The sequence below is a fragment of the Thermopetrobacter sp. TC1 genome, from assembly GCF_000746275.1.
Lineage (GTDB): Bacteria > Pseudomonadota > Alphaproteobacteria > Rhizobiales > Aestuariivirgaceae > Thermopetrobacter.
On sequence record NZ_KN050828.1, the window covers coordinates 207474 to 232378 of the forward strand.

General features: G+C 63.1%; 18 protein-coding genes and 1 tRNA gene. 6 read left to right on the top strand and 13 right to left on the bottom strand.

The annotated features are described in order from the left end of the window. Nucleotides 1–57: 57 nt before the first annotated feature. The 4 genes from EK16_RS04705 to EK16_RS04720 are packed head-to-tail and all read left to right on the top strand — an operon-like array spanning nt 58 to nt 3383. A complete protein-coding gene (locus EK16_RS04705) occupies nt 58–933 on the top strand; it encodes a branched-chain amino acid ABC transporter permease (RefSeq protein WP_081910265.1) in 876 nt (291 codons plus the stop codon). Continuing rightward, nucleotides 930–1874, top strand: a complete 945-nt coding sequence (locus EK16_RS04710) for a branched-chain amino acid ABC transporter permease (protein WP_038035029.1) — start codon at nt 930–932, stop codon at nt 1872–1874. Before EK16_RS04705 ends, EK16_RS04710 begins: the two co-directional genes overlap by 4 nt. Beyond that, nucleotides 1871–2641 carry an ABC transporter ATP-binding protein gene (locus tag EK16_RS04715; RefSeq protein ID WP_038035031.1) on the top strand — a complete coding sequence of 257 codons (771 nt, stop codon included), beginning with the start codon at nt 1871–1873 and terminating at the stop codon, nt 2639–2641. Before EK16_RS04710 ends, EK16_RS04715 begins: the two co-directional genes overlap by 4 nt. 1 nt (nt 2642) lies before the next feature. Beyond that, on the top strand, nt 2643–3383 hold the full coding sequence (locus EK16_RS04720; protein WP_231573605.1) for an ABC transporter ATP-binding protein: 741 nt from the start codon (nt 2643–2645) through the stop codon (nt 3381–3383). Between the two features lie 170 nt (nt 3384–3553). Here the strand turns inward: EK16_RS04720 and paaK are convergent, their stop codons facing one another. From paaK to EK16_RS04765, 9 genes are all read right to left on the bottom strand, one after another. Next, nucleotides 3554–4870: a phenylacetate--CoA ligase PaaK gene (paaK, locus tag EK16_RS04725; RefSeq protein ID WP_038035035.1), complete on the bottom strand. Its 1317-nt coding sequence runs from the start codon at nt 4868–4870 to the stop codon at nt 3554–3556. A gap of 192 nt (nt 4871–5062) precedes the next feature. Next, complete coding sequence (locus EK16_RS04730) at nt 5063–5617, bottom strand: 2-oxoacid:acceptor oxidoreductase family protein (protein ID WP_038035036.1); 555 nt, start codon at nt 5615–5617, stop codon at nt 5063–5065. Further along, complete coding sequence (locus EK16_RS04735; protein WP_156098485.1) at nt 5614–6483, bottom strand: thiamine pyrophosphate-dependent enzyme; 870 nt, start codon at nt 6481–6483, stop codon at nt 5614–5616. The genes EK16_RS04730 and EK16_RS04735 overlap by 4 nt, the downstream gene beginning before the upstream one ends. Beyond that, a complete protein-coding gene (locus EK16_RS04740; RefSeq protein ID WP_038035037.1) occupies nt 6480–7619 on the bottom strand; it encodes a 2-oxoacid:acceptor oxidoreductase subunit alpha in 1140 nt (379 codons plus the stop codon). Before EK16_RS04740 ends, EK16_RS04735 begins: the two co-directional genes overlap by 4 nt. Then, nucleotides 7616–8566 (bottom strand): 2-oxoacid:acceptor oxidoreductase family protein, encoded by a 951-nt coding sequence (locus EK16_RS04745; protein ID WP_038035041.1) that lies wholly within the window; start codon nt 8564–8566, stop codon nt 7616–7618. Before EK16_RS04745 ends, EK16_RS04740 begins: the two co-directional genes overlap by 4 nt. Before the next feature lie 18 nt (nt 8567–8584). After that, the gene (gene iorA, locus EK16_RS04750) at nt 8585–10405 is read right to left on the bottom strand and encodes an indolepyruvate ferredoxin oxidoreductase subunit alpha (protein ID WP_197059606.1); all 1821 of its coding nucleotides are present in this window, start codon (nt 10403–10405) and stop codon (nt 8585–8587) included. A gap of 322 nt (nt 10406–10727) precedes the next feature. Beyond that, a complete protein-coding gene (locus tag EK16_RS04755) occupies nt 10728–12788 on the bottom strand; it encodes an elongation factor G (RefSeq protein WP_038035043.1) in 2061 nt (686 codons plus the stop codon). A 187-nt stretch (nt 12789–12975) separates the two neighbouring features. Then, the gene (locus tag EK16_RS04760) at nt 12976–13455 is read right to left on the bottom strand and encodes a DUF992 domain-containing protein (protein ID WP_038035050.1); all 480 of its coding nucleotides are present in this window, start codon (nt 13453–13455) and stop codon (nt 12976–12978) included. Between the two features lie 374 nt (nt 13456–13829). Continuing rightward, nucleotides 13830–13906 (bottom strand) — tRNA-His (locus EK16_RS04765). Between the two features lie 342 nt (nt 13907–14248). Here EK16_RS04765 and EK16_RS11445 point away from each other — a divergent pair. Further along, nucleotides 14249–17434 (top strand): ATP-binding protein, encoded by a 3186-nt coding sequence (locus EK16_RS11445; RefSeq protein WP_051928942.1) that lies wholly within the window; start codon nt 14249–14251, stop codon nt 17432–17434. Between the two features lie 31 nt (nt 17435–17465). Here EK16_RS11445 and purN read toward each other — a convergent pair whose 3' ends face one another. Next, nucleotides 17466–18155 carry a phosphoribosylglycinamide formyltransferase gene (gene purN / locus EK16_RS04775; protein ID WP_038035051.1) on the bottom strand — a complete coding sequence of 230 codons (690 nt, stop codon included), beginning with the start codon at nt 18153–18155 and terminating at the stop codon, nt 17466–17468. A gap of 3 nt (nt 18156–18158) precedes the next feature. Then, nucleotides 18159–19265 carry a phosphoribosylformylglycinamidine cyclo-ligase gene (gene purM, locus EK16_RS04780; RefSeq protein ID WP_038035054.1) on the bottom strand — a complete coding sequence of 369 codons (1107 nt, stop codon included), beginning with the start codon at nt 19263–19265 and terminating at the stop codon, nt 18159–18161. Nucleotides 19266–19452: 187 nt separating this feature from the next. On the opposite strand from purM, the gene EK16_RS11450 reads away from it, so the two are divergent. Then, entirely contained in the window at nt 19453–20589 is a 1137-nt protein-coding gene (locus EK16_RS11450) for a DUF2066 domain-containing protein (protein ID WP_051928943.1), read from the top strand. A 913-nt stretch (nt 20590–21502) separates the two neighbouring features. Here EK16_RS11450 and dnaJ read toward each other — a convergent pair. Together dnaJ and dnaK are read right to left on the bottom strand one after the other, a co-directional pair. Then, complete coding sequence (gene dnaJ, locus EK16_RS04790) at nt 21503–22648, bottom strand: molecular chaperone DnaJ (protein WP_038035055.1); 1146 nt, start codon at nt 22646–22648, stop codon at nt 21503–21505. Nucleotides 22649–22954: 306 nt separating this feature from the next. After that, nucleotides 22955–24880, bottom strand: coding sequence for a molecular chaperone DnaK (gene dnaK / locus EK16_RS04795; protein WP_038035059.1), 1926 nt, complete (start codon nt 24878–24880; stop codon nt 22955–22957). Between the last annotated feature and the right edge of the window lie 25 nt (nt 24881–24905).

A 24905-nucleotide genomic window follows, 5' to 3' on the forward strand; every position in this document is an offset into this window, starting at 1 on the left:
CCGGCGGGCCGGGCCTCACCTCAGAAAGGCATCCGGAACAAGGCGAGAGGGCGCACGGTGCTGGCAGAGTTTCTGCAATTTCTGTTTTCGGGGCTGACGGTGGGCGCCATCTACGGGCTTATCGGCCTTGGCTTCGCCGTCATCTACAACGCCAGCCACGTCATCAACTTCGCCCAGGGCGAGTTCGTGATGATCGGCGGCATGGCCACGGTCTTTCTGATGAAGGCGGGCGTGCCGATGCCGCTGGCCATCCTCATTGCCATCGCGGGGGCGGCTGCTGTCGGCTGGGTTCTCGCCCGCTTCGGCATCGAGACGGCGCGCGGCTCCACCGTGGTGGGCCTGATCATCATCACCATCGGTGCCTCCATCCTGTTGCGAGGGCTGGCGCAGGTGATCTGGGACCGGAACTTTCACGCCCTGCCCGCCTTCGCCGGGGATACGCCCATTCAGATCCTGGGTGCGGCGCTGTTGCCGCAGTCGCTGATCATCGGCACGGCGCTTGTGCTCACCATGCTGGGCTTGAGGCTCTTCTTCGAGCATACGCGCATCGGCAAGGCGATGCAGGCCACGGCCATCGATCCGCTGGCGGCACAGCTTGTCGGCATCGACACCCGGCGCATCGTGCGCCTGTCCTTCGTGCTTTCGGCTGCCCTGGGCGCCATGGCCGGGGTGCTGGTGGCGCCCATCACCATGACCTATGCCAATGTCGGGGTGATGCTGGGGCTGAAAGGCTTTGCCGCGACCATCGTCGGCGGCCTGGGCAATCCGCTGGGGGCCATCGCCGGCGGGCTGATCGTGGGCATCGCGGAAGCGATGACGGCAGGCTATCTCACCTCCGCCTACAAGGACGCGGTGGCCTTCATCATCATTCTTTTCGTTCTGCTGTTCATGCCCAACGGACTGTTCGGCCGTGCGGAGGTGACCAAGGTATGAACGGAACACGCCTGCAACGCTACGGCGGCCTGCTGCTGCTCGCTCTTGCCCTCGCCTTGGGGCCGCTGTTTCTGCAGAACGGCTTTCACTACAACGTGGCCATTCTCGCCGGGCTGAACGCCATTGTCTGCATCGGGCTCAATCTGCTCATCGGCTATGCCGGGCAAATCAGCCTGGGGCATGCGGGATTCTATGCGCTTGGCGCCTATGCTTCGGCGATCCTGCCGGACCGTTTCGGCTTTCATCCTTTGGGCGCGATGATCACCGGCGCGGTGGCGGTGGGCCTGATCGCCTTTGCCGTGGCCCGCCCGATCCTGCGGCTTAAAGGGCATTATCTGGCCATGGCCACGCTGGGCATGGGCATTATCGTTTCCATTGTGCTGGATCAGGAGGTGGACATCACCGGCGGGCCCGATGGCATGCCGGTGGGCGATCTCTCCGCCTTCGGCTACGTGGTGAGCGGCAATCTCGCCTGGTACACGCTCGTTGCCATTCTTCTGTTCATCACGGTGTGGCTGGCGCTCAATCTGGTGCATTCGCCGGTGGGCCGGGCGCTGAAGGCCGTGCACGGCTCGGAGATCGCGGCTGCGGCCATGGGCGTGGATGTGTTTCATTACAAGGTGCTCGTCTTTGTGGTCTCGGCGATCATCGCCTCGGTGGCGGGCAGCATTTTCGCGCATTACAGCGGCTTCATCACGCCGGATGAAGGCAGCTTCATTCATTCCATCGAGCTGGTCACCATGGTGGTGCTGGGCGGCATGGCCTCGATCACCGGCTCCATCGTCGGCGCGGTGCTGCTGACGGTGCTGCCGCAGATGCTGGCCGATTTTCATGACTATGAGATGATCGTCTTCGGCGCCATTCTCATGAGCATGATGATTTTGATGCCGAAAGGGCTGGTGCCGACGCTGGCGGGTCTGTTTAAGGGGCGGCGGTCATGACCTTTCTCAGGGTGACGGGTCTGAGCAAGAGCTTTGGCGGGGTGAAGGCCGTGGATCAGGTGGACTTCACAGTCAAGGCCGGGCATGTCTTTTCCATCATCGGCCCGAACGGGGCCGGCAAGACCACCCTGTTCAACCTGCTCACGGGGCTGACGATGCCCGATGCCGGCGCCATCATCCTCGATGGCGAGGACGTTACCGGCCTGCCCGCCCATCAGCTGGCAGCGCGGGGCGTTTCCCGCTCGTTTCAGAACCTGCAGATCTTCTTCAACATGACGGCGCTGGAAAATGTCATGGTCGGCAATCACCTGCACACCACGCGCCGTTTTCTGCCCTGCCTGTTCGGCTCATCCTCAGTGCGCGACAGCGAGGCACGCACCCGCATCTTTGCCGAGGAGCTGATGCATTATGTCGGCCTTGGCGATTATGTCGACGCCGATGCCTCCGCCCTGCCCTACGGCGCGCTGAAGCGGCTGGAAATCGCGCGGGCGCTGGCCACACGGCCACGCATCCTGATGCTGGATGAACCGGCCGCGGGCCTCAACCCCGCCGAAACGGCGGAGATCGATGCCCTGATCAAGCGCATCGCCGAGGACGGAATCACCGTGCTCCTGGTGGAGCATGACATGCATCTGGTCTGGGGCGTTTCCGATCACATCATGGTGCTCAACCATGGGCGGGTGCTGGCCGAGGGCACGGCGGAAGAGATCCGGGCCAATCCGGAGGTGGTGGAGGCCTATCTGGGCCACAGGGCACGGGAGCGCTGAGATGAAGGACAGGCAGCGGACGGAGACGTCAGCGGTGCCGATGCTGGAGGTGCGGGAGCTGCAATCCCGCTATGGCCGCATCCGGGCGCTCAAGAAGGTTTCGGTGACGGTGCATGGCGGAGAGCTGGTGGCGCTGGTGGGCGCCAACGGTGCCGGCAAGACCACGCTGATGCGGGCAATCTCCGGCGTGCAGCCGATCACGGGCGGGCGCATCCTCTTTGAAGGCAAGGATATTTCCCGCATGAACGCCGCCGCCCGCGTGCGGCTGGGGATCGTGCAGGTGCCGGAAGGGCGGCGGGTGTTCGGAGCGATGACGGTGGAGGACAACCTGCGCCTTGGCGCCATCAGCCGCTCAAAGAATGAGGAGGAAGAGGGGCTGGAGCGCGCCTATGATCTGTTTCCGCGTCTGAAGGACAGGCGGCGGCAGCTGGCCGGTACGCTCTCCGGCGGCGAACAGCAGATGCTGGCCATCGGCCGCGCCCTGATGGCAAAGCCGCGGCTTTTGCTGATGGATGAGCCAAGCATGGGGCTTTCGCCGCTTCTGGTGGATCAGACCTTCGAGATCATCCAGAAGCTGGCGGCAGAGGGCATGACCATTTTCCTCGTGGAGCAGAATGCCTATGTGGCCCTTTCCATTGCCACGCGCGGCTATGTTCTGGAAGGCGGCGTGACAACGCTGGACGGCTCAGGCGAAGCGCTGCTGCACGATCCGCGCGTGAAGGAGGCCTATCTCGGGGTGTGATCCCTTGCCGGAAGAGGCTTTCAACCTCATGAAGGAACAGTCCGGCGAGGTTTTCATTCCCGGCAAAGGCACGAATGGCGGGGTAACATACCCCGCCAAAATGTTTAAGGAAGGGGATACAATCCCGTTCCGGTATTTTCTTCTCAAAAGAAAGAGACCGCGCATGAGCATCAGAGCTTGCGCTTGTCGATGACGCGCTTGGCCTTGCCCATGGAGCGTTCGATTTCGCCGACGCGGCGGATGTGCACGATGGTGGAGACGCCAATGTAGTTCTTGATGTTGTGCTGCAGGCGTTTGGCACAGTCCTCAGCCAGGGTTTCAAGCTCACTTTCCAGCTGCGGCTTGATCTCCACGTGCACATCAAGGCGATCGAGCGGGCCTTCCCGGCTCAGTTCCAGCACGTAATGGGGCGAGAGGCGCTCGTCCTTGAGGATGAGCTCCTCGATCTGGGACGGAAAGACGTTGACGCCGCGGATGATCATCATGTCATCGGTGCGGCCGCGCACCTTTTCCATGCGGCGCATGGTGCGCGCGGTGCCGGGCAGAAGGCGGGTGAGGTCACGGGTGCGATAGCGGATGACGGGGAAGGCCTCCTTGGTCAGCGTGGTGAAGACAAGCTCACCCAGCTCGCCATCGGGCAGGACCTCGCCGGTGTCGGGATCGATGATCTCCGGATAGAAATGATCCTCCCAGATGTGCAGGCCGTCCTTGGTCTCGATGCATTCCACGGAGACACCGGGGCCGATCACCTCAGAGAGGCCATAGAAATCAATGGCATCGATGCCGAAGCGCTCCTCGATCTCGGCGCGCATTTCCTCCGTCCACGGCTCGGCGCCATGCATGCCGATGCGCAGGGAGGTCTCGCGCGGATCAATGCCGCGACGGTCGAACTCATCGGCGATGGCCAGGAGATAGGAGGGCGTGACCATGATGAGGTCGGGCTTGAAATCGAGGATGAGCTGAACCTGGCGCTCGGTCATGCCGCCGGAGACGGGCACCACCGTGCAGCCCAGCTTCTCCGCGCCATAATGAAAGCCAAGCCCGCCGGTGAACAGGCCATAGCCATAGGCATTATGGGCGATGTCGCCGGGGCGGCCGCCGGCGGCCCAGATGGACCGGGCCATGAGATTGGCCCAGGTCTCGATGTCGTTCCTGGTATAGCCGACGACGGTGGGGCGGCCGGTGGTTCCGGAAGAGGCATGCACGCGCACCACCTGCTCACGGGGCACGGCGAACATGCCGAAGGGATAGTTCTGGCGCAGATCGTCCTTCTCGGTGAACGGAAATTTCGACAGGTCGGAAAGATCCTTCAGATCATCGGGATGAACGCCGGCCGCATCGAATTTCTCACGATAAAAGGGCACGTTCTCGTAGGCATGGCGCAAGGTCTTCTTCATGCGCTCCAGCTGCAAGGCGGCGATTTCATCGCGGCTGGCCGTCTCGATGGGTTCATAGGGCTTGCCGTAATCCCGCTCCCTCTTGCTCATGGTCCCTGCCTTTCGCTTGCTCTTCCCGCTTTTCGTTCTTCATCCCGCTCATGGTCATGGGTTTCTGGCCTTTGCCCTTCACTCCCTGACAAAAGAGTGCGACGCCGGCCCAAGAACGCCCCGGAATGAAAACCGGGGCGTGATCGGTGTCATTTCTGCCGGTCATGGCCTGTCATGTGTGTTCCGACCATGTTATTGCGCATCGGCCCTTTCCCGGCGGGCCAGCTCCCTGCCGGCAGCGAGGGCGTCCAGATTGAGCTCCAGATAACGCCTGGGCGCCCGCGCGCGCACCACTTCCTCCAAAAGCCCCTCGGGCAGCAGATCACCCAGCTCAATCAGCGTGGCAAGGGCAACGATGTTGGCCACCCGCTCATTGCCGAGGGCGCGCGCCCTTGCAATGAAAGGCAAGGACACGGTTCTGAACCGTCCCTTAAGGGGTTCGGTGACGCGCTCGGCATCGACGAGCACAAGCGCATCGTCGCGGATCATGTCGCGGGAGGCCTCAACGGCGCACTGATCCAGCACCACGAGATAATCCAGGGCGGTGGCGAGAGGATAGTCGGGGATATCGTCGGAGACCACGACATCGGCGCGGCTTAAGCCCCCTCGGGATGTGGGTTCATAGCTTTGTGACTGCGCCACCTTGCGCCCCTGCCTGAGAAAACACTCGGCGAGGATGCGGGCAGAAAGGATAAGCCCCTGACCACCGGAACCGGAGAGGCGAATTTCGGTCTGACGCGTGCTCATTTGCCGCCTCCTTTCGCCGCCTGCACCGCCTGAACACGGGCGCGGTAGGCATCCAGGTATTCCTGACGATCACCGCGATGGAGCACGCCGGTTCTGAACGGATTGGGCCGGAAGGGCTGATCCACGGTATTGCGATAGGCCTCCGGGCGCATGCCGGATTTCTGGGCGAGGATCATCTCCGGCGAATTGCCGAGATCGTTCTTGCGGCCATAGATTTCCGTGCAGTCGGAGATCACCTCCACCATGGAAAAGCCATGGTGGGCCACGGCATGTTTAAGCAGGTCCTTGAGATTTGGTGTCTGCAGCGTGGCCTCGCGGCCAACGAAGGTGGCTCCCGCCGCCTTTGCCACCTCACAGGCATCAAAGACGGGCTCGTTGTTGCCGAAAGGCGTGGTGGTGGTGAAGCGATCGGCCGTGGTGGTGGGCGAAACCTGACCGCCGGTCATGCCATAGATCTCGTTGTTGAGCAGGATCAGCGTCATGTCGAGATTGCGGCGGCAGGCATGCAGGAAATGATTGCCGCCGATGGCGAGGCTGTCTCCATCGCCGGAGATGACGATGACGGTGAGATCCGGCCGGGCCAGTTTCAGGCCAGTGGCGAAGGCCAGCGGCCGGCCATGAGTGACGTGAAAGGTGTTGGCATCGATATAAGCGGCGGTGCGGCCGGAGCAGCCGATGCCGGAGACGACGGCGAGCTTGTCCTTGTCGATGCCGAGTTCATCAAGCGCCCAGAGCAGCGCACGCAGGGCGATACCATGACCGCAGCCGGGGCACATGAAATGCGGCATGAGCTCCAGCCTGAGCCAGTCCCGGATCTCGAAACTGCCATCCCGCGGCAGCTTTTGCGGATCGGCGCGCTCGTTCATGCCTTCGCCTCCTCAATGGCTTGCAGGATCTCGGCCGGCGCAACAGGCTCGCCGTCGATGCGGTTGACGGGGCGCACATTGCGGCCACAGCCGAGGACGCGCTCAACCTCAAGCACGAGCTGTCCGGCATTCATCTCCGGCACGATCACGGTGCGGGCATTGGCCGCTGCGCGTTTCGCCGCCTCCTCCGGGAAGGGCCAGAGGGTGATCGGGCGGAAGAGACCGGCGGGAATGCCGCGGCTTCTTGCCTCGCGCACCGCGGCGCGGGCGGCGCGGGCGGAAATGCCGATAGCAACCACGAGGATTTCGGCATCCTCGCAATCCACGCACTCCCACTTGTCGATGATGTCGCGGTGCTTCTCGATCTTGCCAAGAAGCCGGTTCATGACCCTGGCCACCTCTTCCGGCTTCTGGGTGGGAAAGCCGTTTTCGCCATGGGTGAGGCCGGTGGCATGCGCGCGATAGCCGTCTCCGGGCCGGGGCATGGGCGGTATGCCATCCTCGGTGATGGCATAGGGCAGGAAGCCTTCCCTTGAACCCTCGGCCCATTTGCGCGCGCCCTTTTCCGCCTCGTCGGGCTCATGCAGGGTCACTGTCTCGACAAGGTGGCCGATCACTTCGTCCACGAGAAGTATGACCGGCGTGCGCAGCCGCTCCGCCAGGGAAAAGGCGCGGATGGTCTCGGCATAGACCTCCGGCACGGAGGCGGGGGCAATGGCGATCACCGGACGGTCGCCATGAGAACCCCAGCGCGCCTGCATGACATCGCTCTGGGAGGGGCGCGTGGGCATGCCGGTGGAGGGGCCGCCGCGCATGACATCCACAACGACGCAGGGCGCCTCCATCATGGCGGCAAGGCCCAGGTTCTCCTGCTTGAGCGAAAAGCCGGGGCCGGAGGTGGCGGTCATGGCGCGGGCGCCGCCCATGGAGGCGCCAGTGACCGCGGCCATGGAAGCGATCTCGTCCTCCATCTGGATGAAAACCCCGCCCACCTTGGGCAGTTCGCGCGCCATGTGCTCAGCGATCTCGGAGGATGGCGTGATGGGATAGCCGGCATAGAAGGTGCAGCCGGCGGCGATGGCGCCAAGGGCGCAGGCATGATTGCCCTGAAGGTTCACCGGTGTTTGCGTATTCATGGCCGCACCTCCTGCTGGCTGTCACCGGCGGGCAGACGCAGGACACGAATGGCAAAATCCGGACAGAGATATTCACACAGGCGGCAGCCGGTGCAGCGCTCGGGCGCCTTCATGCGGGCGATGTTCTTTTCATCGAGCTCCAGGCAACGCTCCGGACACATCTTCACGCAGATGTCGCAGCTCTTGCACCAGGCGCGCTCGATGAACACCTGCGGCCTTTTCGGCTCCACCGCCGGCGGCGACGGCAGGGAAAAGTCCACATCCTCGTCCAGGCCAACGTCGGCATGGCGCTCGGCCCATTCCCGCCCTTTAAGGAAAGCGGCGCGATTGACCTCCACCGTCTTGGGGGGCACGAAGCTTTCAATGACCTTTAGCCAGTCCTTCTCGGCAAAATCGAGCGCGGTGGAGAGCACTCCGAGCAGGACGGTATTGGCAGCGCGGCGATTGCCCAAAGATTCGGCGATACCGGTGGCGTTGAGGGCATAGCCGGTTCTCACCTTGGCGAGGATGTCTTTCGGGGTTTCGCGCGAATAGCCAAGCGGTGCGCCATCGGCGCGGTTGCGACAGGCAAAGGGCGGCACGATGCGCTGGGTATCGGCGATAAAGACGCCGCGCGCGCGGTTGAGATAGGGCAGCCAGCGCAGGCCTTCCGCCCATTCAAGCGCCAGCAGCACATCCGCCTCGCCGCGGGGAATGGTGGGCGAAAAGACCTTGCGGCCAAAGCGTACATGCGAGAAGACGGCACCGCCGCGCTTGGCCATGCCGTGCACTTCGCTCTGCTTGACCTGATTGCCTGCCGCCTGCGCCAGCGTGGCCAGCACCTTCGACACCATAATGACGCCCTGGCCGCCGACGCCGACGATCAGCACGTTGGTGGGGCGCTCGGCCACGGTCTTTTCACCGGAAGCGCCGGCGGAAGCGGTTTCGTTGACGGTGGTCTCGGTCATGACGATTGCACGCTCCCCTTACGTGTCGGCCTGGCTTGGCTGGATGCTGGTGGTCGGGCAGATCTGGGCGCAGACGGCGCAGCCGATGCACAGCCCCGGATCGATCTTCACCTTGTGATGCCCCTCATACCACTCATCACTCCAGGTCAGGGCCGGGCAGCCCAGATTCATGCAGGCCTGACAGGCAATACAGGTTTTCTGATCCACCACCATGGCCGGCCCGGTGATGCGCACCGGATCGATGACACAGGGGCGATCGGCGATGACCACGGAGACGCCCTTGTATTCCACCGCCTCACGCAGGGCCTTGAACAGGGCGCTTAAGTCATAGGGATCGACAGTGCGCACCCATTTGACGCCGACGGCGCGGCAGATTTCCTCGTAGTCCACCTTGTGGGTCTTGTTGCCGCGAATGCCATAACCGGTGCCGGGATGATGCTGGCCGCCGGTCATGGCGGTGATGGAATTGTCGAGGATGACGACGGTGATGTTCACGTTGTTGTAGACGGCATCAATGAGCGGCGGAATGCCTGCGTGCAGGAAGGTGGAATCGCCGATGGTGGCGACGATGGGCCGCTCATTGTAGCCGGCGCGGGCCATGCCGATGGCGTTGGCGATGGAAGAGCCCATGGAGACGCAGGTGTCGATGGCCTTGAGCGGCTCGATGGCGGCCAGGGTATAGCAGCCGATGTCGCCGGCGACACGGGCATTCATGGTGCGCAGCACGTTGTAGGTGGACATGTGCGGACAGCCGGCGCAGAGCACCGGCGGGCGCACCAGGGGCTCGATGTCAAGCTCCTCCTCCGCGGCGGGCGGCGGCTCCAGAACACCGGCGGCGACGAAACCATCACGCACGATTTCCGGAGAGAGCTCGCCCGTGCGCGGGAACCAGACCTTGCCTTCCACGGCAATGCCGAGGCGGCGCAATTCGTCCTCGACGATGGGCTCCAGCTCCTCCACGACGAAAAGCCGCTCCACGGACTCGGCGAATTCGCGCAGGCGATCCTCCGGCAGCGGCCAGGAGGCGGAAAGCTTCAGCACGGAAGCCTCCGGCAAGACCTCCTTAACGTAGGAATAGGGCACGCCAAGGGTGATGACACCAATGTCCTTGCGTCCCCATTCGATGCGGGAGAAAGGCTCCTGCGCGAAGAGCTCCTTCAAGCGCTGCTCCCGCTCCAGAAGGCGGGCATGCCTCTGGCGGGCATGGGCGGGGATCATGACGTTCTTGGCCGGATTTTCCTCGAAGGGCTTTCGGGGCACCTCTTCACGCTCGCCAATGCGCACCGGCGAGCGGGTGTGCGACAGGCGCGTGGTGGAACGCACGATCACGGGCGTGTCGTATTCCTCGGAGATGTCGAAGGCCGTCTTGACCAGTTCGTAGGCCTCCTGGGCATCGGCCGGCTCCAGACAGGGCACCATGGCCAGGCGGGCATAGATGCGGGTGTCCTGCTCGTTCTGGGAGGAATGAATGCCCGGATCGTCGCAGACGGTGATGACCAGGCCGCCGTTGACGCCAATATAGGTCTGGGACATGAGGGCATCGGCGGCGACATTGAGCCCCACATGCTTCATGGAGCAGAAGGCGCGCACCCCGGCGAAAGACGCGCCGATGGCGATATCCAGCGCCACCTTCTCGTTCACGGCCCATTCAACGGAAATGTCCTCGGCGGGATAGCGGGCGAGATTTTCCAGGATTTCCGTGCTGGGCGTGCCGGGATAGGCCGATGCCACCTTCACGCCCGCCTCCCAGGCGCCGCGGGCGATGGCCTCATTGCCCATCAGGGGGCGAATGGCTGGCTCTGTCTTTTGCGCGCCGGCATTGGTCTTGAGGCTGTCCATGTGTTGTCGATCCCTCCCATGACCGCACATTCAGGCAAGGAACCAATCACATCGCCGGCGGCCTCGTCAAGAAATCTCCGACCGAAGTCTAAAAGCATAACGGTGCTCGCCTTGCGGCTTTAAAGGTGTTTTATACAACATTACTTAGCGGCAGTTGTATTATTTGCTCGCTTCGTGATATACGGCGCCTCTTTTTGATCTTCATAATCATTTTCAGTAATTTTCTTATTGAAAAGGCCCATGGCAACGCATGCCATGGGCCCGAATGTCACGCTTGTCAGGCAAGACCAATCCGGCGGACAAAGCACGCCTTTCGCGGTGATCAGCCTTCTCCGGCGCCGGCGCCGAAGCGGCGGATGACGTCTTCGGCGAGCTTGCCGGTGAGCTCCTGCATGTGATCGAAGGCGAACTCGAAGGTGCCCACCCCGGCGGTGGCCGATCGCAGCTCGACGATGAGATCGGCGATTTCCGCCTCGGGCATGTGGGCCTCCACGGTATCCCAGCCCGTCCAGCCCTCGCGCGGGGCAAAGCCCAGGATCTGGCCGCGATGGGCGGAGACGATCTGGGTCACCTTCGAGGTGGCCTCGCTGGGCACGTGGATCTTCACGTGCACGATGGGCTCCAGCAGCACCGGCGAGGCCTCCTTCATCGCCTCGCTCATGGCCAGACGCGCGGCGAGCTTGAAGGCAAGCTCGGAGGAATCGACGGTGTGATAGCTGCCGTCCTCAAGGGTGACGGCAATGTCCACCACCGGAAAGCCCAAGGGGCCGCGCTCGTTGTATTCCTTCACGCCCGCCTCCACGGCCGGGATGTACTGCTTGGGCACGACCCCGCCGGTGATGGTGTCGGAAAAGGCAAAGCCCTCGCCGCGGCCAAGCGGACGGATCGAGAGAATGACATCGCCATACTGGCCATGACCGCCCGTCTGCTTCTTGTGACGACCGCGGGCGCGGGCGGGCTTGCGGATGGTTTCCTTGTACGCGATGCGGCGCGGATGGGCCTCGGCGGAGACGCCGAACTTCTCCTTCAGTTTCTCCAGCGCCACGCGCAGGTGCATCTCGCCCTGGCCCCACAGCACCATCTCGCCGGTGTCGGGATCATGCTTCAGCACAAGGGCGGGATCCTCTTCCATGAGCTTGGCGAGCGCGCCTGTAAGCTTCACCTCGTCCTTGCGGTCGGAGACGGTGAGCGCCATGCCATAGACGGGCTGCGGCCCGGGCGGAACGGCAATGTCGGGCAGCTCGGCCTTGTCAAGGGAGATGGCCTCGCCGGTGCCAATGCCCTCCAGGCGGCCAAGTGCTATCGCGTCGCCGGCGCGGGCAGGGCCGGAGATCTTGCGCGCCTCCTGACCGAACAGGGTGAACAGGCCACCGATGCGGGCGCTGTTGCCACCAGAGGCATGCACGGTATCGCCGTCGGAAAGGCTGCCGGCGAGCACGCGCACCAGAGACATCTTGCCCTGCTGCAGATAGAAGGTCTTCATCACCCAGCCAACGCCTTTTGCCTCGGGATCGACGCCGAGACGGGCGGCCGTGCGTTCGATGCCATCCACATCGTGCCGCAGGGCCTTCATCAGGCGCAAGATGCCGTTCTCGTTTTCGGCCGAGCCAAGGAGAACAGGGGTGATCAGCCCCTCGGCCAGCTCCTTGTGCAGATCCTCGAAGATCTTGTCGGTGGGCGGCTCCATGTCGGAGAGCAGTGTTTCGAGCAGCTCGTCGTCATAGTCGGCGAGCTTCTCGAGCATCTCGAAGCGGGCTTCCGCCTCGCGATCCTTTTCCTCGGCCGGGATCTCCACCACCTCGGACGGTGCATGCTCCCTGTAGATGTAGGCCCGCTCCAGGGCGAGATCGACGGTGCCGATGGCGATGCCATTCTTCCAGATGGGGATCTGGCGCAGAACCAGCGGCTGGCTGGAGGCCGGCTGCAGCCAGGCAAGCATGTCGCGCACGCCGCCCTCGGCCTTGTCGATCTTGTTGATGAAGATCAGACGCGGCAGGCCGATCTCGTCCAGCTGCTTCAAGATGAGCTGCAGGGCCGGCACCTTCTTGGGATCCGGCTCCATGACCACGACCGCCGCATCGCAGGCAACAAGGGCGGCGCGGGCATCCTCGGCGAATTCCACCGAACCGGGACAATCGATGAAGGTGTAGGTATCGCCGAGAAATTCGGTGCTGGCCACGTTGACCTCAACGCTCATGCCATGGGCACGCGCCGCGGCAGAGGCATCGCCGACGGTGTTGCCCTCCTTTACCGAACCCATGCGGCTAATGGCGCCGGTGCGATGGAGAATGGCCTCCAAAAGCGTCGTCTTGCCGCTCTGATAGGGCCCGACCAGCGCGATGCACCGGGGGCCCGAAGGTCTGCCGCCTGTGGTCTCGGTCATGGCTTTAGCCCCTCCCTGTTGTCTTGTGCGGTTATCGTGCCTGCTTGCGATCGCAAGATCACCTTTCTTGGCCTGATCCCGAGATGTCCGCCTTCATGTCCCGGGGACGGGGGCGCAAGCGTTTCATCGGCGCCCGAAAACGCTCGGGGCGGAACCGGCCCCTTCCGGCTCCGCCCCGCAAGGCTGTTCATCTTACGGCTTTCAGTGTCAGCCCGGCCAGGCCGGCGGCGATGTTCACGCCCGTTTGCGTGGTCAGGCTGACCGGTTGCAGGGTAATTGAGCGCTTCAGGCCGCCGATGAGGGCGTTGGCGCCGATGCCCGTTCCCAGCGTGGCCTGTGCGGAGGCGCCGACATAGGAGCCCTCCAGCGCGCCGGGTTTGGTGCTGCCGGGGGCGAAGACGTTCCACATCAGGGATGTGCCCGTGGTCTCGCCGATATCGACGCCCACCTTGGTGATGCTGCCGACATAGCGCTCCTCGCGCCCCGAAGTGCTGCGGAACTTGCAGCGCAGAGTCTTCTTGGAATAGACGATGGCGCCCAGGCCACCATCGATGTGACAGGTGAGCACGCCGATCTTGACGAGCGCGTGCGCGGGAGCGGCGGCCATCACCGCCAAGAGCGCAACGCCGGCAAGAGCCGAAAGAACGGGGATTGTCCGCGGTTTCATTCTGATCCTCCCAAATGTCAACGGCCTGATTGCAGCCGAAGCGGGTTTCGGCATCCCGTATGACCTTCCGACAGGACCGCACTGCGCAATGCTCCAAATCCTCAAGCCCAAGCGCGGCCCCAAGATGCCGGATCCGTTTCCGCCCCCCAGCCTGGCGAATCCAGTCCACCACCTATTGCAGCCCTTGGCAAGGGGGACTGCCTTGATGCGGATCAACCACGAACAGAAACGGCAAGAACTCAGGTTGTTTTCTGATGAAAACAGACCATGCCGCCCAAACAGCAAGAAACAGACATCACGCCCATGCATGGGCGCTGAGCACTCTTCATGTGCCCGGATGTGAAAGCAGTGCTTAAAGAGCTGTGCGGGAGAAATGGTACAGCTGGGTGGACTCGAACCACCGACCCCCAGATCCACAATCTGGTGCTCTAACCAACTGAGCTACAGCTGCACACAAGATTTGAGCAATATCTCAGACACGGCGGCGTGCCGTGTGCGGGGGCAAATTATTCCGTGGCGCGGGGGATTTCAAGAGGATTTTTCGCCTTCCCGATCGGCCAGAGAATTGAAAGGTCGCACAGGCGGCCTGCATGCCTTTCGGGATCATGAATTTGCACGGATCCTGCATGCAAAGGCGATACCCGGGGGGATGAGGGCGCATTGTCGCCTTTTTGCCGCTTTCGCTGTATCAGAATGCGACAGAAGGGCGTATCATGCGCGCACAACAGCGCGGCTTGCGAATCAGAATGAACCGTATGGATTGTGACATCGGCGAGGACAGGCCAGGAACAGAATGACGGTCCTTGATCCAGAGCAGCTCAAAAAATCGCCCCGGCCCGCCTTTCTCTGGGATCCGGCCCGGCGGCGCATCGCCTGGGCCAATGCGGCCGCTGTCGCCTGGTTCAATGAGGACGGGCTGATTGAGCTGCAGGAGCGCCCGTTTGATGCGCGCGAGCCGGGCGTGGCGGCGCTGGCCGATCTGGCGCGCGAAGCCCTGGCCAACACGGCCGAGCATCGCCCGCTGCCGGAAAAGGGCATGGCGGTATCGCTTGAATTTCCGTCCACCGGGCGCAGCAAGGCGCTTTCGGCGCATGCGCATCTGCATGCGCTGCCCGACGGGCGGCCGGGCCTGCTCATTGTGGCCGATGCGCCGCTGCTCGCCGATGATGCGTGTGCAACGCCGCTTTTGCGCGAGGTTCTGGATGCCATGCCGCTGGCCGTGGCGGCCATCGATGCGCGCGGGCGGCTGCTTTATGCCAATCCGGCGGCGTTTGAGCTGTTTGATGCCGATGCGCTTGGCGGGCTGTCCGCCCTGTTTGCGGACGAGCGGGATCTTGCCGATTTCCTCTCTCGCGCGCGCAAGGCCGGCGTGGCCAGCCGCACGGTGACGGCGCCGACCCGGTTTGGTGACAGGCGCATCCGCCTGCTGGCGCGGCCGCTGGATGAGCGCCTGCATGCGGTGGAGGCCTTTTCGCTGATCCTTGAAGACATCACGGACCGGCATGCGCAACTCGAGCCGGATCATGAACCGGGTGCCTTGGCACAGGCCCTGGACAAGAGGTCCCTAAGCCAAGAGTCTGGTGGCTCACGCGAGGATGTTGAGGCCAAAACGCCGGCCAAGAAGACAACGCCGGATGCCACCGAGGAAGAGACGAAAGCTGCGGATGATACACAAGCCGCATCACCGCGCCGGCCCCTGCCGCTTTCGGAAGAGGACATTGCCATTTTCAGGCGGCTGAGCGAAGGCGCCCCGGCAGCGGCTAGCGCGGCCGATGAAACGGCCGATAAAACGGCTGATGAAAGGCGGGATGCCGAAACCCGCCTGAAAGAGACGGCAGCCGAAACGCCGGAGACCGCCAGCGAAAAACCCCTTGCGGATGACGCGGCCGCAGATGACACGGCCGTAAAGGAAACGGCGGTGTCTGCCCGCACGTCTTCCGAGAAGGCGCGCCCGGTGCCGGCTTCATCGACCATGGCGTCTCGCTCATCGGGGCGCGTGCGGCCGGAGGTGCCGCCGCTGGTGCAGGAGGTGCTCGATCATCGCCCCGATCCCATCATCCTGCATCGCGACGGACGGTTTCATTACGCCAATGCGGCGGCGCGCACCCTGTTCGGCATGGCGCTTGAGGATGCGGGCTGGGATGCGCTGACCGAACAGCTGCGCGCGGCCAGCGAGGAAGCACCGCTTGCGCTGAACACGCAAGAAGGCGTGCGGACGTTTCATCTGCGGCGGGATGTCTTTCCCTGGCGGGATGGCGCGCTGGTGCAGGTAACACTCTTTTCCGATAAACAGGATGTCGCCGTTGCTTCTCGGGAGGCCGCATCTGCGGGCAGGGAAACGGCCTCGGAAAGCAGCGCGGCCAATCCCCCGACGACTCGGCATGAAACGGCGGCCTCTGAACCGGAGGAGAAGACGACACCCCCGGTGAAAGCGGAAAGCCCCGCCCCTGCCGCCGATGAAGACGCATCAAAAGACACAGCGGGCGAAGAGAAACGGATTGCGCCTCAGCCCAAGCGCGCGCCTGTGAAAATCATCTCCATCCGCCCCCGCGCCCATGGGCAGGACATTGCGGCGAATCAAACGGCGCCTTCTGACCTGGAGAGCGGCGATGAGGCACCTTCCGCTGGAGATGCAAAAGAGGCGAAAAGACACTCCGAATCCATGACGGCCGAGACAGCCGCCAACTCGGCCACGTCCAGCGATGTGACAACACCGGAATCGGCAACGGATGCGAAAACCGGCCCGGAGAACGGTCCTTCCGATGAAATGGCGCTGATCCCGCAGCCTTCGGAAAAGGCGGCGGAGCCCCCATCCGCTGGCGGCTATTGCGTTCCGGAAACGCTGGATGAAGAGCTGCGCGCCATTCTGGATACGGCAACCGACGGGATCATCACGCTCAATCGCAAGGGCGAGATCCTTTCCTTCTCCGCCGGCGCGGAGGCGCTGTTTGGCCTGAGCACGGCAGAGGCGGTGGGCCGGCCCTTTGCCGATCTGCTGGAAGGTGAATCCCGCAAGGTCGTGACCGATTATCTGGATGCTATCGCCAGCGGCGGTCACATGGCGGCGATCTACAACGAAGGCCGGGAAGTGACGGCGCGGGCCGCCGGCGGCGGCAAAATTCCGCTGTTCATCACCATCGGCAAGCTCGGACGCAGCGACGAGGCGGAAAGGCCCGACAACAAGGCGGCCTTCTGCGTGGTGGTGCGTGACATTACGCAATGGAAGAAGACGGAGAGCGAGCTGCGCCGCGCCAAGGAGGCGGCGGAGCGCTCACTGGCGCAGAAAACGGAATTTCTCGCCGCCATCTCGCATGAGCTGCGCACGCCGCTGAATGCCATCCTCGGCTTTTCCGACGTGATGCGCAACGAGCGCTTCGGCGCCATCGGCAACGAGAAATACAAGGGCTATGCCAACGATATCTATCAGTCCGGCGAGCATCTGCTCAGCCTGATCAATGATCTGCTCGACCTTTCGCGCATCGAGGCCGGCAAGTTCGAGATGCGCTTTGCCGACGTAGACGTGAAGGCCGTGGCGGAAGAGGCCCTGCAGATGATGCAGGAGCAGGCGGCGCAGGCGCGCGTGATCCTGCGGCGTTCCATTCCGGATGACCTGCCGCGGGTGGTGGCCGATGCACGGGCACTGAAGCAGATCCTGCTCAATCTGCTGTCCAATGCCGTGAAATTCACCGAACCGGGCGGGCAGGTAATGCTTTCGGCCCGCACCACGCGCCGCGGGGAGCTGGAGATCGTCGTGCGCGATACCGGCATCGGCATGAGCGCGGAAGAGCTGGAGCGGGCGCTGCAGCCCTTTGAGCGCATCACCGGCAAGGGCCGAAAGGACAAGCCGGGGACGGGCCTTGGCCTGCCCCTGACCAAGGCGCTGACGGAGGCCAATCACGCCCGCTTCGAGATCGACAGCGAACCGGGCAAGGGCACGCGCGTGCGCATTATCTTTCCCACCCAGCGGGTGCTGGCCTGATCCTTGCGGCCATATGGCGGAAGGCTGACGGTCAGGATGTGATGTCTTTCAGCAGCGACCGGCGGGTCACGGCGGGGGAAGAGAGCCAGGCCTGTTCATCCGCCTGCCAGTCTCCGACGACACGGCCATCCAACATGCGCACCGTTCCGGAGGCGACCAGGGCCAGGGCCTCGGGATAAATGCGGTGTTCCACCTTCAGGACGCGGGCGGCAAGGCTGTCTTCCGTATCATCAGGCAGCACGGGAACGGCCCCCTGGGCGATGATGGGGCCGGAATCGAGATCGGCGGTGACGAAATGCACCGTGCAGCCATGAATGCGCACGCCGGCCTCAAGCGCGCGCCTGTGCGTATGCAGCCCCTTAAACAGCGGCAGCAGGGAGGGATGGATGTTGAGCATGCGCCCTTCCCAGTTGCGCACGAAGGTGGGAGTGAGGATGCGCATGAAGCCGGCAAGAGCCACAAGCTCGCTTTCGAAGACGAGCAGGGTTTCATGCAGCACCTCTTCGAAGGCCTCGCGGCTTTCGAACTGGCGATGATCGACAACGGCGGTGGCGATGCCGGCATCCGCGGCAAAGGAAAGGCCCTTCGCCTGTGGTTCGTTGGAGATCACGGCGCAGATCTCGAAGGGGCAGTCCGGCTCGCGCGAGGCGCGAACGAGCGCCTGCATGTTGGAGCCCCGGCCGGAAATGAGCACGGAAACCTTCTTTCGCCGCACACCCATGGATCACGCTCCGAAATCGGCCTGTCCGATGAAACGCACCTTTTCTGCCGCGCCTTTCGCCTTGTCGTCGGTGACGAGGCGGCCAAGCAGGAAGGGGGTCTCTCCCGCTTCGCGCACCACGTCCATGAAGGCTTCGGCACAATCGGCCGAAACAATGGCCACCATGCCACAGCCGCAGTTGAAAGTGCGCAGCATCTCGGCATCATCGACATTGCCTTCGCGCTTCAGCCAGCCGAAGACGGGGGGAATGGAAAGACGAGAAAGATCGATCTCGGCGGCCAGGTGATCGGGCAGAACGCGCGGGATGTTCTCCACAAAGCCGCCGCCGGTAATATGCGCCAGTGCATGCACCGCCTCCGGCAAGGCGCGCAAGGCGTTCAGCAAGGCGGACACATAGATGCGTGTGGGGATAAGAAAGGCCTCGCCCATGCTCATGCCGGGCGCGAAAGGTGCGGGATCAGCCCAGTCAAGGCCGCTGCGCTCAACAATGCGGCGGATGAGCGAATAGCCATTGGAATGCGGCCCTGAGGAGGCAAGGCCGATGAGCACATCGCCGGCCTGCATGCGCTCACGCTTCGGCAGAATGGCATGGCGTTCCACCGCGCCAACGGCGAAGCCGGCGAGATCATAATGGCCCGGCGCATACATGTCCGGCATTTCCGCCGTCTCACCACCAATGAGGGCGCAGCCCGCCTGCCGGCAGCCTTCGGCGATGCCGGCGATCACGGCCTGCGCGGTTTTCACATCGAGCTGGCCGGTGGCAAAGTAGTCCAGGAAGAAAAGCGGTTCCGCTCCCTGCACCACGAGATCGTTGACGCTCATGGCGACAAGATCGATGCCGATGGTCTCATGCCGGCCAGTGACGATGGCGAGCAGAAGCTTGGTGCCCACCCCGTCATTGGCGGCGACGAGGACGGGATCCTCGTAATTGAGGGCTGAGATGTCGAACAGTCCGCCGAATCCGCCGAGATCAGCATCGGCGCCGGGGCGACGCGTGGCGGCGGCGAGCGGCGCGATGGCGCGCACAAGCGCATTGCCGGCATCGATATCGACGCCCGCGTCGCGATAGGTGAGCGAGGATTTACGTGAACCCGTTTCGCTTTCCCTCATGAAGGCACCTTTTCCCAGCCGTTCTCCCGCAGGTTTTGACCTTCGCATTCAAGCCATGTAATGGAAGGTGATGCATGCTTTCGCAAGCAAAAAGAGACCGGGGCGCACAGGCTTTTCAGTTGGGTCATCACGGCAGAAACGGACTGGCGCGCCCCGCTGGCGTTTCACGGGGGCAAGAAGACAGCTCATGAGTCAATTCAACGCGTCTCTCTTCCAGGGATCTTCCACACGGTTCATCGGACAGCGGCTGATCGTTTTCTGCCTTGCCATTCTGTTCGCTATCGGCACCTTTCATGGTGCGCGGGCGGAAGGGCGGGATGTGTTCACGGTGAAGGGCATTGCCGTGGACGTGACAGACAAGGACGCCGCCACCGCCAAGATCAAGGCGATCACGGAAGCGCAGGTAAAGGCCTTTCACATCTTGCTGCAACGGATCGCCAGTCCGGAAGCGGCCAGTCGCCTGAAGGGGCTTTCCGCGCGCGACATTGGGCGGATGATGTCCTCGCTGTCAGTGGAAGAGGAACGCACCGGCCCCAATCGCTATATCGGACGGCTGACCATCCGCTTTTCGCCGCGCAAGGTGCGGGCGCTGCTGCGCAACAAGGGCGTGGGCTACATAACCGAGCGGGCGCCGCGCATTCTGATCATCCCCGTGTGGCAAGGGCCGGACGGCCCCGTTCTGTGGGCGGACAACCCCTGGCTTGAAGCCTGGCGCAATCTGCATGCCGAGGATGCGCTCGTGCCCGTCATCATTCCGGCGGGAGACGACACGGACCAGCAGACCCTGAGTGCACAGGATGCCCTGGCGGGAGACGCCGGCCGCCTGCAGGCCCTGAAGCTGCGTTATGACACGGAAGGGGTGCTTGTCGCCGTGGCCGGGCCGAAAGGGGAGAATGCCGTGCGTGCGGTGATGACAGGACCTTCGCCTGTGGGCACCATCGCCTTCGACAAGACCTATATCGCACCCGAAGGCGGGATTGCCGAGGCGGCGCGCATGGCAGCGCAGCGCTTCCACGAGGTGATGACCTACAAGTGGAAGAAGAAGGTGATGGCCAAGCGGGCCGCGCGCGCGCGCGCACAGGCGACGGCAACGCGGCTGAAGGTCATCGTGCCGTTCAATTCCCTGCGGGAATGGCAGGCGATCCGGGCACGCCTGGCTTCCACTCCCGGTGTTGCAAGCGTGGACGTTTCGGCCCTTTCGGGCACGCATGCGGAAGTGACGGTCACCTCATCGCTGTCGGCGGCGCAATTGCAGGATGCCCTGCGCGCATCCCGCCTCTCCTTGCGCAATTCCGGCGGCCGCTGGTACCTGCAGGCCTATTGAGAGACAGCCACTTGCCAATGGCCACACATTCAGCCGCTTCAGAGAGGGCGGTTTTCTCTAAAGTGTCCGAGGAAATTCAGAAAGCATGATATTGCCGTCAAACCGACCGAGGAAAAAAGACTTTCCATGCGTTGGGCGTTAGTTGTTTAACTCTTTGATAAACAAAAAGAAAACGTCATTGCCGGCCTTTGTGCCGGCAATCCAGGGCCAGGAATGAGGCGGGTCTGGTGGGCGATGGAATTCGTCACCAGGCTTGATTTAAGCCGTATGAAAATAAAATGCCGGAACGGGATTTTATCCCGTTCCGGAACGTTTAGGCGGGGTATGTTACCCCGCCGGCCATGCCTTAGGCGGAGTTTAAAAGCCCGCCAAAACGTTCCGGAAGGATGTACAACATCCTCCCGACGGTAAGCTCTGAGCCTGGAAGAAGCGTTCTTGCCTGCCACTCCTGCATGCGTAAACCGCCCCTGGATGCCCGGGACACGCCCGGGCATGACGTAACTTGTTGATATTCCATATAAAAATAACACACTCCAGGTTTGGGCGATGGCGGGAGAATGCCTCGGTAAAAGCATCCATGGTGCATGTGAGCGCTTGCGCTCTTAATAACGAAAATCATTCGCAACACACAAAGCAATTTAATTGGACATCATTGGGCTAAAGCCGGGATCTCGTGCCACAAACGCATGAATAAATGGCCTGAGATACCGGCTGATCTACGGTATGACGGTATAAGTGTCGTGTCCAAACGAAAATTCGCCTTCAGGTGAATTTTCGCACCACCCACCGTCCCGTGCCCCCACTTAGGCCACCTGATATTATGCACAAAACAAGATGCTTGGGCGGGGCCACGGAGCGGTTTTGCGAATTACCGGTTGGACTCTTAGACAGACGGATCGGCGGTGGGGCCGGGTCAGTCGCTGTTGAGGGATTCCCAGAATTTTTTGGCGCGGGCGAAGAAGCCGTCTGACTTGGGCGAATTGTTCTCCGCCTCCTTTTCGAACTCGCGCAGGAGCTCCTTTTGGCGTTCGGTGAGGTTGACGGGCGTTTCCACGTCCACCTGAATGTACATGTCCCCCCGGCGCGAGGAATTGAGCACGGGCATGCCCTTGCCCTTCAGGCGGAAGCGGGCGCCGTGCTGCGTGCCTTCCGGAATGGTGACACGGGCCTTCTCGCCCTCGATGGTCGGCACCTCGATTTCGCCGCCCAGGGCAGCCTTGACCATGGAAATCGGCACCCGGCAGAAGAGATCCGCGCCGTCGCGCTGGAAAAACTCGTGTGGGCGCACGGAAAGAAAGATGTAGAGGTCTCCGGGCGGGCCGCCGCGCAGGCCGGCCTCGCCTTCGCCCGCGAGACGAATGCGGGTTCCGTCTTCCACACCGGCGGGGATCTTCACCTTCAGCTTGCGCTCCTTGGCCACGCGCCCCGATCCGCCGCAGACATCGCAGGGATCGGCGATGATCTCTCCCTGCCCGTGACAGGAGGGGCAGGTGCGCTCCACGGTGAAGAAGCCGGATGAGGTGCGCACCGCGCCGCGGCCGCCGCAGGTGGGGCAGATGCGCGGCTGCGAGCCCTTGGCGGCGCCTGTGCCTTCGCAGGCCTCACAGGGCACGGCGGTATGCAACGTGATGGTGGCCTTCTTGCCAAAGAAGGCCTCAGAGAGCGTGATATCCAGATCCACGCGCAGATCGGCGCCGCGCGCAGCCTGAGAGCGCCGGCGGCCGCCGCCCATGAACTCGCCGAACATCTCCTCGAAAATGTCGGACATGGCGGCGCCGAAATCCGGACCAAACCCGTCGAAGGGGCCGCCGCCAGCGCCCGCGGCACCTCCGTTGGAGAAGGCGGCATGGCCATAGCGGTCGTAAGCGGCGCGCTTCTGCGGATCCTTGAGAACCTCGTAGGCCTCGTTGATCTCCTTGAACTTCTCCGCCGCTTCGGGATCGTCGGGATTGGCGTCCGGATGATATTTCTTGGCCAGCCGCCGGAATGCGGCTTTCAGCTCCCGTTCGGTGCAGGTGCGCGAAACGCCGAGAATTTCGTAATAATCACGCTTAGCCATGGCCGAATGTTTCCGTGCGTTGCTTAGCCTGCGGCAGCCTTTGGCGAATCATGCAGGTTTCGCGGCTGCCGAACCGGCACGAACATCTTGCGCCATGTTCATCATAATCCTGGCAAAAGCAAGCCGGCACGGGGCCTCTCCCCCATATTCACCGGTTATGAGCGCCTGATGCGGATCATCCATGCGCCTGATTTCGAGGCCCTTGGCGGCCTTTACGCTGATACGGCAAGGCCCCCGCCCCACCTGAACGGGGGACGGGGGCGGTCTTGCCTGCACGCCTCGCCCGTTGTCCGGGCGGGGCACTGATTACGATTTCTTGTCGTCGTCCACCTCCTCGAAGTCGGCATCGACGACATCCTCGTCTCCGGCCTGGGAGGCACCACCGGACGCGGCCTGTTCCGCACCGCCCGCGGCACCGGCGGAGGCCTGTTCACCCTGATAGGCATGCTCGCCCAGCTTCATCATGGCCTGGGCCAGAGCCTGGGTCTTGGCGACGATCTCGTCCTTGTTGTCGCCTTCCATGACCTTCTTCAGGGCCTCGATGGCCTCCTCCACGGCCTTCTTGTCGGCTTCGGCCGCCTTGTCGCCGAGATCCTTCAGGGTCTTCTCGGCCTGGTAGATGGCGGCGTCGGCCTGGTTGCGGGCCTCGATCAGCTCCTTGCGCTTGCGGTCCTCCTCGCGGTGCGCCTCGGCCTCCTTGACCATGCGCTCGATCTCCTCATCGGAGAGACCGCCGGAGGCCTGAATGCGGATGGCCTGCTCCTTGCCGGTGGCCTTGTCCTTGGCCGAGACGTGCACGATGCCGTTGGCGTCAATGTCGAAGGTCACCTCGATCTGCGGCACGCCACGCGGTGCGGGCGGAATGCCGACGAGATCGAACTGACCGAGCAGCTTGTTCTCCGCCGCGATCTCGCGCTCACCCTGATAAACGCGGATGGTGACCGCGGTCTGGTTGTCCTCGGCGGTGGAGAAGATCTGGCTCTTCTTGGTCGGGATGGTGGTGTTGCGCTCGATGATGCGGGTGAAGACACCACCCAGCGTCTCGATACCGAGCGACAGCGGCGTGACGTCGAGCAGGAGCACGTCCTTGACGTCGCCAGAGAGCACACCACCCTGGATCGCCGCACCCATGGCCACGACCTCGTCCGGGTTCACGCCCTTGTGCGGCTCCTTGCCGAAGAACTCCTTGACCTTCTCCTGCACCTTCGGCATGCGCGTCTGACCGCCGACGAGGATAACCTCGTCAATGTCGGAGGGCTTCAGACCCGCATCGTCCAGCGCCTTCTTGCAGGGCTCGATGGTGCGGTCGATGAGGTCCTCCACCAGCGCCTCCAGCTTGGCCCGGGTCAGCTTGATCTGCAGATGCTTCGGGCCGGACTGATCGGCGGTGATGAAGGGCAGGTTCACCTCCGTCTGGGTGGATGAGGACAGCTCGATCTTCGCCTTCTCCGCAGCCTCCTTCAGGCGCTGCAGCGCGAGCCTGTCCTTGCGCAGGTCGATGCCCTGCTCCTTCATGAACTCGTCGGCGAGGAAATCGACGATGCGCATGTCGAAGTCCTCACCCCCGAGGAAGGTGTCGCCGTTGGTGGCCTTCACCTCGAAGACGCCATCGCCGATCTCGAGGATGGAGATATCGAAGGTACCGCCACCCAAGTCATAAACAGCGATGGTGCCTTCCTTTTTCTTGTCGAGGCCATAGGCGAGCGCGGCCGCCGTGGGCTCGTTGATGATGCGCGGCACCTCCAGGCCGGCGATCTTGCCGGCGTCCTTGGTGGCCTGACGCTGGGCGTCATTAAAGTAGGCGGGCACGGTGATCACCGCCTTGTCCACGGTCTCGCCCAGGGCGCGCTCCGCCGTCTCCTTCATCTTCTCGAGGATGTAGGCGGAAATCTGCTGCGGCGAATATTTCTTGCCGCGCACCTCCACCCAGGCGTCGCCATTGTCGGCCTCGACGACCTTGTAGGGCACTAGCTCGATGTGCTTCTTCACGATCGGGTCGTCAAAGCGCCGGCCAATCAGGCGCTTGATGGCAAAAATCGTGTTCTCCGGGTTGGTGACGGCCTGACGCTTGGCCGGAATGCCGACCAGAATCTCACCTTCCTCAGTGAAGGCGACGATGGACGGTGTGGTACGAGTGCCTTCGGCATTCTCGAGCACCTTCGGGTCCTTGCCGTCCATGACGGCGACGCACGAGTTGGTGGTGCCGAGGTCGATACCGACAATCTTGCTCATCTCAATCCTATCCTCCTCTTGGCAG

Coding starts and splice junctions, on each gene's coding strand:
- EK16_RS04710 (WP_038035029.1), top strand. CDS start 930: ATGAACGGAACACGCCTGCAACGCTACGGCGGCCTGCTGCTGCTCGCT.
- EK16_RS04715 (WP_038035031.1), top strand. CDS start 1,871: ATGACCTTTCTCAGGGTGACGGGTCTGAGCAAGAGCTTTGGCGGGGTG.
- EK16_RS04720 (WP_231573605.1), top strand. CDS start 2,643: ATGAAGGACAGGCAGCGGACGGAGACGTCAGCGGTGCCGATGCTGGAG.
- paaK (WP_038035035.1), bottom strand. CDS start 4,870: ATGAGCAAGAGGGAGCGGGATTACGGCAAGCCCTATGAACCCATCGAG.
- EK16_RS04730 (WP_038035036.1), bottom strand. CDS start 5,617: ATGAGCACGCGTCAGACCGAAATTCGCCTCTCCGGTTCCGGTGGTCAG.
- EK16_RS04735 (WP_156098485.1), bottom strand. CDS start 6,483: ATGAACGAGCGCGCCGATCCGCAAAAGCTGCCGCGGGATGGCAGTTTC.
- EK16_RS04740 (WP_038035037.1), bottom strand. CDS start 7,619: ATGAATACGCAAACACCGGTGAACCTTCAGGGCAATCATGCCTGCGCC.
- EK16_RS04745 (WP_038035041.1), bottom strand. CDS start 8,566: ATGACCGAGACCACCGTCAACGAAACCGCTTCCGCCGGCGCTTCCGGT.
- iorA (WP_197059606.1), bottom strand. CDS start 10,405: ATGGACAGCCTCAAGACCAATGCCGGCGCGCAAAAGACAGAGCCAGCC.
- EK16_RS04755 (WP_038035043.1), bottom strand. CDS start 12,788: ATGACCGAGACCACAGGCGGCAGACCTTCGGGCCCCCGGTGCATCGCG.
- EK16_RS04760 (WP_038035050.1), bottom strand. CDS start 13,455: ATGAAACCGCGGACAATCCCCGTTCTTTCGGCTCTTGCCGGCGTTGCG.
- EK16_RS11445 (WP_051928942.1), top strand. CDS start 14,249: ATGACGGTCCTTGATCCAGAGCAGCTCAAAAAATCGCCCCGGCCCGCC.
- purN (WP_038035051.1), bottom strand. CDS start 18,155: ATGGGTGTGCGGCGAAAGAAGGTTTCCGTGCTCATTTCCGGCCGGGGC.
- purM (WP_038035054.1), bottom strand. CDS start 19,265: ATGAGGGAAAGCGAAACGGGTTCACGTAAATCCTCGCTCACCTATCGC.
- EK16_RS11450 (WP_051928943.1), top strand. CDS start 19,453: ATGAGTCAATTCAACGCGTCTCTCTTCCAGGGATCTTCCACACGGTTC.
- dnaJ (WP_038035055.1), bottom strand. CDS start 22,648: ATGGCTAAGCGTGATTATTACGAAATTCTCGGCGTTTCGCGCACCTGC.
- dnaK (WP_038035059.1), bottom strand. CDS start 24,880: ATGAGCAAGATTGTCGGTATCGACCTCGGCACCACCAACTCGTGCGTC.